We start from the raw sequence: 13002 nt of genomic DNA on the forward strand, positions 1-13002 counted from the left end.
AATCAACATACATCTCTTATATAACTTATTTTAGTGAAAATGAAAAATCTTGTAACTGTACTTTTTTGCTTGTTTATCACCACCTTACAAGCAAAAATTCCACTTCCCGAACACCCAAGACCCGACTTTGAGCGAGCAGATTGGCAAAACCTGAATGGTGATTGGGCTTTTGAGTTTGATAAGGAAGACTTAGGACTCAAAGAAAATTGGGCAAAGGGGACAAAATCTTTTAGCAAAACTATCAAAGTGCCTTTCCCTTGGGGGGCACCGCTCTCAGGCGTACAAGACGAGGCAGACATTGCTTGGTACAAGCGAGAAATCAACGTACCCACTGCTTGGGCGAGCAGGCGAACTTTCCTGACCATTGGGGCATCGGATTGGGAAACTACGGTTTTTCTCGATGGAAATGAAGTAGGTAAGTTTCAAGGAGGCTATGTACCTTTTTCTTTTGAACTGACAAAATACTTGAAATATGGTCAAAATCAAGCCTTAATAATCAGAGTAGATGATAAAAGAAGAGATTTTGCGCTCTACGGAAAGCAGGGCTACGGCAATGCAAGAGGAATTTGGCAAACGGTCTATTTGGAAGCGAGAGGACAAAACTATATCAGCAGTTTTCGTTTTGAGCCTGACATAGACAAGCAAAAAGTAAAAGTAGTCGTTCACTTGGCAGAGCCTAATAAAACAGGAAAAAACCTTCCCTTAAAACTAATCATTAAAACTGATAATCAGCCTATTGAGGTCAGTCAGCAGATGGCTAACAATGCTTCCTCTGTTTCTTTTGAGGTAGCAATTCCTAATGCTCGCCTTTGGTCTTTGGAAAATCCTTATTTGTACGAAACTTCTATCACGCTTGGTTCAGACGAGCAAATCAAAACCTATTTTGGTATGCGTAAGATTTCTGTCGTAAACCTCCCCCATACAGATTATCCTTACATTGCTTTAAACAATAAGCCTATTTATCTGCAATTAACCCTTGACCAATCTTATCACCCCGATGGCTATTACACCTTTCCTTCTGACCAATTTATGAAAGAAGAAATTTTAAGAACCAAGCAAATAGGCTTGAATGGAATTAGGACGCATATTAAAATAGATATTCCAAGAAAACTATACTGGGCAGATAAGTTAGGGGTATTGGTCATGGCTGACCTCCCTAATTTTTGGGGAGAACCCAATGCAGAAGCGCGTGCTGAAAGTGAAAAAACACTTCCTTTGATGATAGAAAGAGATTTTAACCACCCTGCTATTTTTTCTTGGATTATTTTCAATGAAACTTGGGGATTGAGAACTAACGTGCAAGAAAATGGCAAAGAGGTGCATAAATATCTGCCTGAAACTCAAAAATGGGTAGTGAGCATGGTAGAAAAAGCCAAAAAATTAGACCCAACACGATTAGTCGAGGACAACTCTATTTGCTGCGGAGCTGGGCATACCGTTACAGACATCAATTCTTGGCATGAGTATTTACCCGGGTGGGAATGGGAAAATTACTTGAGTAACTTGGTAAAAAATACTTATGAGGGAAGTTTGCATCATTTTGAAGTGGGATACAAGCAAGGCAGACAGCCCAATATCAACTCAGAATGCGGGAATGTGTGGGGCTACGAGGGCAGTACGGGTGATGTGGACTGGTCTTGGGACTACCATCGCATGATAAATACGTTCAGGAAATATCCCAAAGTGGCGGGCTGGCTCTATACCGAACATCATGATGTCATCAATGAGTGGAATGGATACTGGAGGTATGATAGAAGTAATAAGTTTACAGGATTAGAAGAAATGGTAGAGGGAATGTCTTTAAAAGATTTGCACTCACTCATTTATCTTTCCACTGGCAATGAAATTAGCAAAACGGTTAAGCCGAATGAGCGAGTGCGAGTGCCGCTTTATCTATCTTCTATGACGGATAGAAGTGATTTGGGAGATAAACTGACTTTGCAAGTAAAAATGTATGGCTATGATGCGATTGGGCAGAAAAAAACTTGGGGAACTCGCACAGAAACACTACCTTATAAACCCTATATTAACCAAGAAGTAGAATCACTACTCCTGACTATGCCCAATGAAAAAGCCGTAGTTACTCTTGCCCTAACCCTACAAGACCAAGCAGGAAATGACTTGCACCACAACGTGATGAATTTCATCGTGGAAGCATCTACGCCACAAGAAATAAACCTATTGAATGGAAAAAAAGCCCAATTAGTCAGTGTAGAGGCAAAGGATTTTAGCCAAGCAAAGTGGTCTGCTAAGCAATGGAACGTTATGGAAGGTGCAAAGGTAAACGGCACAGGGAGCGGTTATTTCGAGTACAGATTCAAACTCCCCTCAAATGATTTTGGAAATGCTACTTTCATCGCTGAGTTAGGAGCAAAGCAGTTGTTTGTCAAAGACATAGACCAAGAAAAAATAAAAGATGACAACTATATGCTTGGGGCAAGAGTAGCCCCTGACAAAAATCCTAATTCCTACCCCATGACTGATGAAACTCTTTTCCCAAGTTTAGTTTCCGTAAGTGTAAACGGGATTTTTGCCCAGCAAGTAGAACTTCCTGACGACCCAGCAGACCATAGAGGCGTACTTTCATGGCACTATCAGCCCAAAGTTCGCAAACTCAATGAAGCTGGCTCTTATGGATACAAAGTAGCTATTAATGTTCCTAAAGAAGCCTTAGATTTAGCAAGAAAAACAGGGGAATTAGTGATTAGACTGACTGCTGAGAATGGCTTATCAGGTGGAATCGCCGTTTATGGGGACAGATTTGGTAGGTATGCGATTAATCCTTGTGTGATTTTATATTAGAAAAGAGAGATACTATCAAAAAGAAAATGCCTTCTCCATATCAGAGAAAGGCATTTTTGTATCTACGGGATTATAAAGTGCTTGCTTTGTTGCTTGAGTATTACTGATTTACTTTAGCAGAGTCACCAGTAGTTGTGCTGTCTTGAGCTGCTTGAGTGTCAGCAGGAGCAGTAGTAGTAGTGGTAGTAGTAGTAGTAGTAGAATCAGTTGTTGTAGTTTCAGTAGAAGAACCACCACCACAAGCAGTCAAAAATGCGAAAGAAATAGCAACTAAAGCGATTTTCAATGTTGATTTCATAATTTTAAAAAAATTAAAGTGTTAATAAATAATTGATTAGAAATTCGTATATTCAGAAATAGGTTTTTGTGTCTTACCCTAAATCAAAATTCGATGTTAATACAGCAACTTTTAAAAAGTAACCCAAGTGTATGAGAAAATTTTAAAAATTTTTTTCTGAATGTATTTAAGCATAAAATAGCAAATGTAATTTGCATCTAAAAACTACTTTATTAAATATGAAACTTATTGATACACATTTACATATCTGGAATTTAGATAAGGTTGCTTACCCTTGGCTTACGCCTGACTTAGGTATCTTGTACCAAAACTACGAAATAGACCAAATGCTGCCTTTGATGCAAGAAGCCCAAGTAAGTCATGCAATTTTGGTACAAGCAGCAAATAGTTTGGAAGAAACCGACTTCATGTTACTTTCTGCACGACAAAAGGATTTTGTTGTGGGAGTAGTGGGTTGGTTGCCACTCTTGGAACCAGCACAAACTGCTCTTTTTTTAGAAAAGTACAAACAAAATCCACTTTTCAAAGGGGTAAGACACTTGATTCATGATGAGCCTAATCCCTATTGGCTCTTGCAAGAAAGTGTATTGGAAAGTCTTAAAATCTTGGCAGACAATCAAATTCCTTTTGATGTAGTAGGCATACTCAGTGAGCATTTGGACTGTGTAAAAAGGATAGGAGAAAAACTGCCTCACTTGCGCATAGTACTTGACCACTTGAATCACCCAAGAGGTACGCTGACAAACGAAGTGATGCAAGATTGGGAAAAATGGCTCAGAATAGTAGCCCAGCATCCTAATGTATTTGCAAAAATTTCGGGTTTGGGAACGGTTGTTAGAAGGAAAGGTAAAAATCTCTCAGAAGAGGACATCAAACCCGCTGTAGATTTAGCTTTGGAAACCTTTGGTGTAGAACGTTGCCTTTGTGGAGGGGATTATCCTGTGTCGCTGCTGGCAGAAGGTTATGGAAGGACTTGGCAGATGTATCAAAATGTACTCAACCAACTTTTAAGTTTGCCAGAAAGAGAACGAGTATATTGGGAAAATGCAAATAAGTTTTATAATTTAGCGGTTTAAATCACAAACGCAAAGATGTATGTTTAAAATCAAGTTAGAATTAGAGCCGCGCACTTACGACATAGAAAATGTTAGCTATTCTGTCAGTAGTTATGCAGAAATACCAGACTCAGGCACTTACAAGGACTACGCAAGTTTCACGATTAGTATTAAAATGAACAAAGTCGACCAAAATTTTTTAGACTGGTGTTTGAGCGGTTACGTACAAAAAAAAGATGGTAAAATTACTGTATTTGACCCAGATAAAGAGTTGATAGTAAAAACTTTGACCTTTAAGAAGGCTTATTGTAGTGCTTTGAATGGAAGCATTTATTCGCATGACGACTATAACAGCTACCCTATGAGTTTTACCATCATTGCAGAAAAATTAAGTATCCAATTAGAAAAAGCAAAGGGTAGGAGAGTATCTGATGACGAATAAGCAAACAAAATGTTTCAACTTTTAGCTTTAAAATAAAATTTAGCCCTGTGAGTTTGACGTATTTTTACCACATAGGCATCAAATATGGAAAATAAAAATAATACAAATAGTCATCATCTTCCGCGTATAGGAATTACTATGGGAGATTTTAATGGAGTAGGTATAGAGGTGATTATGAAGGCGTTGCAAGATCCTCGCATTCTAAAAATGTGTGTACCTATTTTATATGGCTCTGGGAAAGCATTAGCAAAATACAAGAAAATTTTAGGCATAGAAAACTTTACCTATCACCAGATTAACGATGGCAATATCCATGAACGCAAAATCAATGTGATTAATTGTTGGGAGCATATTTATTGGGACATCAATCCCGGCGAAATCACCGAGGAGGCAGGGAAATGTGCTTATGCGGCTTTGGAGAGGTCTTCGGCAGACTTAAAAAATAATGTGATAGATGCTGTTGTTACTGCTCCTATCAACAAAAATAATATCCAAAGTCCTGACTTTCAGTTTGCAGGGCATACAGAGTACTATGCCAGCCAATTTGCTCAACAAGACGATTACTTGATGTGCATGATAGCAGAACAAATGAAACTTGCTACCTTGACAGGGCATATTCCTCTCAGTCAAGTACCTACGAAACTCAATAGAGAGGTAGTCATTAAGAAGTTAAACACGCTGATTCATTCATTAAAGTATGATTTTGGCATTAATAAGCCTACGATTGCGGTCTTAGGGCTGAACCCTCATGCAGGCGAGCAGGGTTTACTTGGCAATGAGGAAGGTGCTATTATTGAGCCAGCTATTAAACACCTCCAAGAATTAGGGCATTTAGTTTTTGGAACTTTCCCCGCTGATGGTTTTTTTGGCATGATGCAACATAGGCAATTTGATGCAGTGGTATCTACCTATCACGACCAAGGCTTGATACCCTTCAAAATGCTGGCTTTTGAGAACGGAGTGAACTATACCGCTGGTCTGTCTATAGTGCGTACCTCACCTGACCATGGGACTGCTTACGACATCGCAGGCAAGGGTTTAGCCAATGAAAGTTCTATGTGTGCGGCTATTTTCTTGGCGTGTGATATTCTCAAACAAAGAAAGGAAAATCGAAAACCCAAAGAAGAAAAACCGCACCCCAATCGTGAGAAATATGTATTTGAAATAGAGAAATAGAGCTACTTTGTCATGTGCTTCCTAAGAGTATATCCTTCTTTTACTTTATTTTATGCTAAAGAAGTATTTGTTATTAATAGTTTGTTTATTCCTATGCTCCGTTGCTTTGGCACAGAGCAAAGCAATAGACAGTTTGTACGTAGTCTATTACACTACCAAGCAAGATACCACTAAAAATTTGGCTTTGATAGAAATAGCCTATAGCTACTACAATACCTATCCTGATAGCACTATCTTTCATGCCCAAAAAGCATTAGAACAGGCGAAAAAAATTAACTTTCAGAGAGGTATAGCCTTAGCAATGAATAGATTGGCTATTGGTTATCAATTAAAAGGAAACCCACAGAGTTTGGAGATGCTTGAGAAAGCACTTGTTATTCAAAAGCAGATTAAAGATTTCAAAGGAGGTGCCTCCACTTTGAATAGCATAGCCAATATTTACAGGCTAAGAGGTAATTATGTATTGGCTATGCAGCATTATCAAAAAGCCTTACTTAGTTATGAATATATTAAAGACAAGCAAGGTATAGCATCGACTCTAAATAATATAGGCATTATCTACAATCTGCAAGAAAACTATGATAAGGCTTTGGTTACATATAAAGAATCTTTGAAAATCAAAGAAGATATAAATGATAAGCAAGGTATGTCTGTAACACTAAATAATATTGGAAATGTTTATAGCAATCAGAATCAGTATGTTTTAGCACTCCAATTTTTTGAAAAATCTTTGGCAATCCAAAAAGAAAGAAAAGACTATAGAGGAATAGCTACCTGCCTGAATAATATAGGAGAGGTTTACACTAAACAAGAATATTACGAAGAGGCTATGTTAAAATTTCAAGAAGCCTTAGCCATCAGGCAGAAAGTAGCAGACAAGCAAGGGATAATGTATTCTCTGATAAGTTTAGCCAAAGTATATCAAAAGCAGAAATTATATGATAAAAGCATTGCCTTTGCTCAGCAAGCTTTTGCACTTACCCAAGAATTGAAAATGCCTAAGGAACAGGCAGAAGTGAGTAAAGTTCTTTACGAAAGCTATAAAGCCAGTTATCAACTCGACCAAGCCCTACGTTATTTGGAAGAATACAAATTCCTAAATGATAGCTTATTTAATATAGAGAAGACCAAGGAAATAGCCAATATTGAAGCCCAAACTGCCTTAGACAAGAAGCAAAAAGAAATCGCTTTATTAGAAAAAGAAAATTACTTTCAACATATCTTGAATTATGTTATAGGAATAGGACTTATCATATTGGCTTTTTTTGCCTATTTTACTTATATATCCAAACAAAAAGAGAAAAAAGCCAAAGAGCAAGTCATTGCCCAAGCCAAAGAACTGCAAAATCTAAACATACTCAAAAATAGACTTTTATCGATTATTTCACATGACTTGCGCAGTCCCATGTCTGCTTTAAAGGGATTAATAGACATTTTAGACCCTAAAATCATTAATCAAGCAGAGTTGGAAAGTATTAAACAAGAACTGCTAAGGCAATTTGAGAATACAGATGATACGCTCCAAAATATATTGTTATGGACACAGAACCAAATGAAAGGAGAAGTACAGTCATTAGAGAAATGTAATCTAAAAGAATTAGTACAAGAAAATATTGATTTTTTATATAATATCGCAAAGACTAAGCAGATTAGCTTAGCCAATGAAGTACAGGAAAATATAAACATATTCATAGACAGAAATCATCTAAGAATTATTTTGCGTAATTTGATAGCTAATGCGATTAAATTTACTAAGGCAAGCGGGGAAGTAGCCATTAGCTCAGAAATCTTAGACAGTAAAAAAGTAAAAGTTATAGTCCAAGATAACGGAATCGGTATGACCAAAGAGCAGCAAGAAAAACTATTTACTGATAGTCGGCATGTAAGCTTAGGTACAAGTGGCGAAAAAGGCATAGGTTTGGGACTAATTTTAGTCAAAGAACTGATAGAAAAGAACCATAGCTTCATAGAGGTAACAAGTGAATTGGGTCAAGGAAGTACATTTTCTTTTATATTATCAAGAGTAGATTAAATACTTATTACGTGATGCTACCATATTTACCACAATCCTCCTTAACAAGGATAACACTCTTTTTTAAAATTTCTTTTTTACTTATACTTTCCATTTTGCTGGCTTGTGAGCCTGCTCAAAAGCATATTTTTGATAAAAACGAAATGATAGCCAATATCACTGAATATGTAATTTTGGCTAATTATCAATCATTTGCTATGTCTGCTGCAGAATTTTACGAGCAAACGCTCTCTTTTAAGAAAGAAAATACTGCTGAAAACTTGTATGCTTTACAAGCTAAATGGGAAGAAATGTATGGGCTATGGAAAAAGTGTGAGTTTGCTAACTTTGGTCTTGCCAAAGAAAAAAATTTCATGTACGATATTAATTTTAATGAGCTTCGCACTAAGCTCATTATGAATGTTTTATCTTCCAAGCAAGAAATTAATGACAAATATATACAGTCACTTGGCTCTGCTGCCAAAGGTCTGCCTGCAATAGGCTTTCTGCTTTTTGATAAAGGTAAGATGCTCACTGATAAAAAAGTTAATCAGAGAATTTTATCTTATTTAGAAATGTTGGCTAAGCACTTAGAGGACAAATCCCAAGCCTTATACGACGAGTGGAAAAATGATTATCAAAAAAAATTCCTGAAAAATGAAGATAATAATTCCGTAAACACTCTTGCTAATCAACTACTTGCCCTTACTGAAAACTTAGCGAGCAAGCGAATAGACAAGTTAGCTAAACAGTTAGAAGATTCTTCACGCCTTAGTCAGTATGAGCGAGTAGCAAATAAAAAAGAATTTATCATGGCGAGTTTAGAAGTAATAGATGAAGCATTCAAAGGCAATAAAGGCATAGGCTTTGATGATTACTTGGACAATTTAGGGGCAAAATTTACAAATCATTCTCTCTCCTCTAAAATTAAAGAACAGATAGAAAACACACAAATTGCTGTTTCTTATATAAATAATGAGGAAAAGGCAACACAAGCATCAGAAGAAATAAAAAAACTGCTTATCCTTATCAGAACAGATATGTTCTCAGCCCTGAGTATTAATGTATCTTTTACCGATGCTGACGGTGATTAGTCAAACGAACTGCCAGAAAAATAAAATTTAAAAGCAAGGAACTTTCTAATATTAATTTAATGTTAATTCAGTGTTAATAAAATATTTAATTTATTAAATTTGTATGAATTAAATCGCTAAGTAAATAAGCAATCATTCCTAATGCGTTTAATGAAATAAATAGCTTAAATTGTTAGCTATTAGTAAGTAGCGAGATGATTAAACTAAAATTTGCTGAGGCATATCATACATATTGAATAATACTGATTACTTAATTATTCTTTCACTATTTAACATTGGATTAAAATTGAAAAGACTGTATGCTTTCATTCTTACACTATTTATTTGCCTACACGTAAACGGACAAGTAGGGAATACAAAACAAAATACCATTGTCCACTGGGCAGATTGGCAAAATGATTTCACTATTTCTTTGTTGTTGGACATAGATGATTCTATGAATGCAACAAGGTCAGCCGAGATTAAAACTAAGTTAGCACAACTTTTTGCACGTACCGAGCAGTTACAAGCCCAAAACCTACCAGCTAAAAAGCTGTTAGAGAGGGTTTTTCATACTGTTTTTGAATCTCATCTGCGTACTTATAGCCCTTTGGCAGACTTTCCACAAACTATTGAAAAAAATCAATTTGGCTGCGTTACAGGTACGCTACTTTTTGCTTTGGTTTTGGAAAAACTGGGTTTTGATTATCATATCTACGAGACCAACTACCATGTGTACCTCATCGTGAATGTAGGGGAGGACAAAGTATTAATAGAAACTACTGACAGGGTATTTGGCTTTGAGAAAAATAAACACTTGATTGCTAAGCGTATCCAAGAGTACCAGCGATTGTACGATGTAAAGCGTCAATCTTCCAATGTTTATGTTTCTATTTTCAAAATAGAAAGGGAAATTAGCTTGATAGAGCTGATAGGTTTGCAGTATTACAATAAAGCTACTATTGCCTACAATCAGAAAGATTATGAAAAGGCTATGGAAGCATTAAAAAAATCTATGCAATTATATGATGCCGAACGTGGTGCAGAATTGATGTACCTCACACTTTCTCAATATTTGAAAAATAATAGCTTATTAGAAGAGAAAAAAGATAAGCTATTGCGATATAGAGATTTTTATTTGCACAAGCTCGCCTCTAAGGTGCAGCCGTCTAAATAATCTTTCTTACTGTTAAAGCGGTGGCTGTTATGTCCCACCGTTTTAATAGTGGAAATTCCTCTTAAAATAGGCTACAAATCGGGCAAAATAGCTAATACTCTCTCCAAACGCTTTTTCATTTCGCGGGATTCTCCTGAGAAATTATTTGCCACAATAACAAAAGCAAGTAAACGATTAGATTTGGTATTGACGTAGCCTGCATAGCTTCTCACACGCGTCAAAGAGCCACTTTTAGCTCGCATATTTCCCTCTGCCGAAGTCCCTGACAGCAAATAACGCGCTGTCCCCGTTTTTCCCGCAATAGCAAGAGAGTTATAAAAGTCTTTGAATATTGGGGTCTTATAGGTATCTACCAGTATTTGAGAGAGTTGCATAGGAGTTATGGCGTTGTAATGCGATAGCCCGCTACCGTCTTCCATGAAAAAGCCGTTCATGTCTATTTTTTTACCTTCCCAAAAAGAAATAATAGCTTCCCTGCCTGCTTCTGTCGTTCCTTTACTTTTTTTGTATAAGCCTATCATTTTAAGCATACTCTCTGCGTAGATATTGATACTACGTGTATTAGTCTGCAAAACAATATCTTTCAAAGGAGCAGAGAGATTTTTGTGAAAAGATTTTCTATCCTTTGTCATGCTGATTTTTTTTAACCTCATTAGACGGTCAGTAGTGGGTTCTTTGGCAAGACTGATGCCACTTGCTTTTAGGTACTTAGTTAGCATTTTGGCACAAAACAGAGGTGGGTCGGGAATAGCCGCTTTGACAATATAATTAGAGCGATTAGGGGGAATAGTGCCTTTCATATAGCGAGGAGCATACGAGTACGGAGAAGCATAAATATATGCCTCATCTGCCGAGCCTACTGCCCCTGTTTTTATCTCATTGACAAATTCCAATTCATCTATTTGAGGCTCGTATCTTAGAAATTGGGTAGGGTCTCCTTCTTTTTTTCCTGAGTTGAAGTAAAGCTCAAAGTAATTGTCATTGATAGAAAGCCCGCAAGCCCCAGCTCCAAAGTAATTGCCAATGTCAGACCACGCCCAGTTATCAGGGGCGAGATGCTCCTCAAAGATGCTGGCATCCCCTACCACTGCTCCCTCTATCTGCTTGATTCCTTGTTTTTTAAGGGCTTCTACCCATTCTTTCATGAGTTTGTCCATGCTATCTTTCCCAAGTGTAGGGTCGCCTCCTCCTTTGATATAAAGATTTCCTTTGAGTACGCCATTTTCTATTTTCCCATCATATTCCAGATGTGTTTCAAAGCGAAAGTCTGCCCCTAAGATTTGCAAAGCGGCGGAGGTAGTAGATAATTTGAGAATGGAAGCTATAGTCATGCTTTGATTGGGCTGATGGGAGAAAAGCATTTTATCCGCTTTGAGGTCGTAAACGCAAAAACCTAAGGAGACAGTTTGCATTTCCTTTTCATTTAATATTTTTTTTATTTCAATGCTGAGGTCGTTAATACTCTTGTTTTGTGCATGAATCAAACAAGTAGAAAAGAAAAGTAAGAAAAAGATATAAGTAACTTTCATGTCGTAATCAACAGTTTTTTGCTTGGTATTGGATAAACATACAAATATTTACTAACTTGCATAAAAAACATAAGCATCATTGATAAAAAATTCTTCATAGTGGCAACGCTATCTAATCTTCTTTACGTTACAGATATTATAATTTCTTGTGAATAAATCAAACATTCAAAATAGCTAAAATGTTAATTCTTTAAAATTTATAACTCTATATGATGAATCTAAGGAAATTCAACTACATCTTTCTATTGTTTAGTACGATATTCATTTTTTCTTGCCAACAAGAAGCAGAAGAAACGCCTACACCGACCAATCCCAATAGCGGAATAAATAGATTTGTTTGGAACTACATGCGAGAGCGTTATTTATGGAACGATAAAATGCCTCAAAATATCAATCCTGACCGCTTTACTACTCCTCAACTACTGTTAGATGCTATCATTTTCAAAGAATCAGACAGATTCACAAGCATAGTCAAGGACGACGGAGCGCGCTTGAACCAAATCACTACGGGGAGTGCGGCAGGTTACGGTGTGCTGATAGGACAAGATGCACAAAGAAACTGGCGATTCCTCTCTGTATTTCCAAACTCTCCTGCCTCCGAAGCTGGACTCACACGAGGTATGAGAATCATTAGCGTAGATGGGAAAGCTACTACCCCAACAGAAAGACCTACGTTGAATACCTCGGCGAGTTCAACTATTGAAGTAGAAGATACGGAAGGGAAAATCAGGGTGATTACTGCTACTCCTCGTACTTATACCCAGCAACCTGTGATTCATACAGAAATCAGAACAGTAGGCTCTCGCAAGATAGGTTATATCGTCTATCAGTCCTTTACGCAAGTTTCTGAGGAAGCCCTCACCAGAACATTTGCTCAGTTTAGAAGCGAAGGGGTAAGTGAGCTAATCGTGGATTTGAGATATAATGGAGGAGGTTTAGTAAGAACTTTGCAAATTTTAGGCAGCATGATTGCTCCTGCTAATGCTATAGGCAGACCTTTACTGAAAAATCAAAATAATGAACGTAATTCAAGAGAAAACTCAGACATACTTTTTGAAAACAATCCTAATCGCTTAAACCTAAATAGAGTTGCTTTTATTGCTACGGGAAGTTCTGCTTCGGCAAGTGAGATACTTATTAATAACGTGAATTATTTTACATTTTCTTGAATAAATACAATTTGTTTGTCCTCTAATTTTTGTGGATATGCTTTTATGTTTGGTGTTTTTTCCAAAAATGTATAAGCAATTAAGCCTGCCAGCAAATTAATAAGAAAATTTTTAGGGCTTCTGTGCCTTGAATGTTCTATATTTAGTTGATTTTTAAGTACATCGAAAGCAGTTTCTATCAATCCTCTATGCCTTAAATAATAGGCTTGTGGTTCTGTTAATACTTGATTTTTCTTCATATTAGCTCTTAACTTAGTGATTAAGTGCAAG

At 36.8% G+C, this 13002-nt stretch carries 11 protein-coding genes; 8 read left to right on the forward strand and 3 right to left on the reverse strand.

The genetic code is table 11. The features are described from left to right. Positions 1 to 39 precede the first annotated feature (39 nt). A complete protein-coding gene (locus BM141_RS01985) occupies positions 40 to 2802 on the forward strand; it encodes a glycoside hydrolase family 2 protein (RefSeq protein WP_091539105.1) in 2763 nt (920 codons plus the stop codon). 100 nt (positions 2803 to 2902) lie between these two features. On the opposite strand, the gene BM141_RS01990 is transcribed toward BM141_RS01985, so the two are convergent. After that, complete coding sequence (locus BM141_RS01990; RefSeq protein WP_091539107.1) at positions 2903 to 3100, reverse strand: hypothetical protein; 198 nt, start codon at positions 3098 to 3100, stop codon at positions 2903 to 2905. 218 nt (positions 3101 to 3318) lie between these two features. Between BM141_RS01990 and BM141_RS01995 the strand changes: the two genes are divergently transcribed. From BM141_RS01995 to BM141_RS02020, 6 genes are all read left to right on the forward strand, one after another. Beyond that, positions 3319 to 4176 (forward strand): amidohydrolase family protein, encoded by an 858-nt coding sequence (locus tag BM141_RS01995; RefSeq protein ID WP_091539110.1) that lies wholly within the window; start codon positions 3319 to 3321, stop codon positions 4174 to 4176. A gap of 19 nt (positions 4177 to 4195) precedes the next feature. Continuing rightward, positions 4196 to 4597 (forward strand): type VI secretion system tube protein TssD, encoded by a 402-nt coding sequence (gene tssD, locus BM141_RS02000; RefSeq protein WP_091539114.1) that lies wholly within the window; start codon positions 4196 to 4198, stop codon positions 4595 to 4597. Positions 4598 to 4681: 84 nt separating this feature from the next. Next, positions 4682 to 5773: a 4-hydroxythreonine-4-phosphate dehydrogenase PdxA gene (gene pdxA / locus BM141_RS02005; protein WP_091539119.1), complete on the forward strand. Its 1092-nt coding sequence runs from the start codon at positions 4682 to 4684 to the stop codon at positions 5771 to 5773. A 52-nt stretch (positions 5774 to 5825) separates the two neighbouring features. Next, a complete protein-coding gene (locus BM141_RS02010; RefSeq protein ID WP_091539123.1) occupies positions 5826 to 7805 on the forward strand; it encodes a tetratricopeptide repeat-containing sensor histidine kinase in 1980 nt (659 codons plus the stop codon). Between the two features lie 14 nt (positions 7806 to 7819). Continuing rightward, entirely contained in the window at positions 7820 to 8878 is a 1059-nt protein-coding gene (locus tag BM141_RS02015; RefSeq protein ID WP_091539126.1) for an imelysin family protein, read from the forward strand. Positions 8879 to 9164: 286 nt separating this feature from the next. Beyond that, on the forward strand, positions 9165 to 10034 hold the full coding sequence (locus BM141_RS02020; protein ID WP_091539131.1) for a hypothetical protein: 870 nt from the start codon (positions 9165 to 9167) through the stop codon (positions 10032 to 10034). A 71-nt stretch (positions 10035 to 10105) separates the two neighbouring features. On the opposite strand, the gene dacB is transcribed toward BM141_RS02020, so the two are convergent. Continuing rightward, the gene (dacB, locus tag BM141_RS02025) at positions 10106 to 11563 is read right to left on the reverse strand and encodes a D-alanyl-D-alanine carboxypeptidase/D-alanyl-D-alanine endopeptidase (RefSeq protein ID WP_091539134.1); all 1458 of its coding nucleotides are present in this window, start codon (positions 11561 to 11563) and stop codon (positions 10106 to 10108) included. Positions 11564 to 11772: 209 nt separating this feature from the next. Here dacB and BM141_RS02030 point away from each other — a divergent pair, with 209 nt between their 5' ends. Continuing rightward, on the forward strand, positions 11773 to 12732 hold the full coding sequence (locus BM141_RS02030; RefSeq protein ID WP_091539136.1) for a S41 family peptidase: 960 nt from the start codon (positions 11773 to 11775) through the stop codon (positions 12730 to 12732). Here BM141_RS02030 and BM141_RS02035 read toward each other — a convergent pair. Continuing rightward, on the reverse strand, positions 12714 to 13002 hold a 289-nt coding region (locus BM141_RS02035), incomplete at its 5' end, for a transposase (RefSeq protein WP_143090757.1). The two genes, BM141_RS02030 and BM141_RS02035, sit on opposite strands and share 19 nt — an antisense overlap.

This window comes from Thermoflexibacter ruber, from assembly GCF_900113045.1.
In the GTDB taxonomy this organism is placed as follows: Bacteria; Bacteroidota; Bacteroidia; order Cytophagales; family Thermoflexibacteraceae; genus Thermoflexibacter; species Thermoflexibacter ruber.

Excerpts from the sequence above, each read along its gene's own strand:
- BM141_RS02030 (WP_091539136.1), top strand. The coding sequence starts at position 11,773 with ATGATGAATCTAAGGAAATTCAACTACATCTTTCTATTGTTTAGTACG.
- BM141_RS01985 (WP_091539105.1), top strand. The coding sequence starts at position 40 with ATGAAAAATCTTGTAACTGTACTTTTTTGCTTGTTTATCACCACCTTA.
- dacB (WP_091539134.1), bottom strand. The coding sequence starts at position 11,563 with ATGAAAGTTACTTATATCTTTTTCTTACTTTTCTTTTCTACTTGTTTG.
- BM141_RS01990 (WP_091539107.1), bottom strand. The coding sequence starts at position 3,100 with ATGAAATCAACATTGAAAATCGCTTTAGTTGCTATTTCTTTCGCATTT.
- BM141_RS01995 (WP_091539110.1), top strand. The coding sequence starts at position 3,319 with ATGAAACTTATTGATACACATTTACATATCTGGAATTTAGATAAGGTT.
- BM141_RS02010 (WP_091539123.1), top strand. The coding sequence starts at position 5,826 with ATGCTAAAGAAGTATTTGTTATTAATAGTTTGTTTATTCCTATGCTCC.
- tssD (WP_091539114.1), top strand. The coding sequence starts at position 4,196 with ATGTTTAAAATCAAGTTAGAATTAGAGCCGCGCACTTACGACATAGAA.
- pdxA (WP_091539119.1), top strand. The coding sequence starts at position 4,682 with ATGGAAAATAAAAATAATACAAATAGTCATCATCTTCCGCGTATAGGA.
- BM141_RS02015 (WP_091539126.1), top strand. The coding sequence starts at position 7,820 with ATGCTACCATATTTACCACAATCCTCCTTAACAAGGATAACACTCTTT.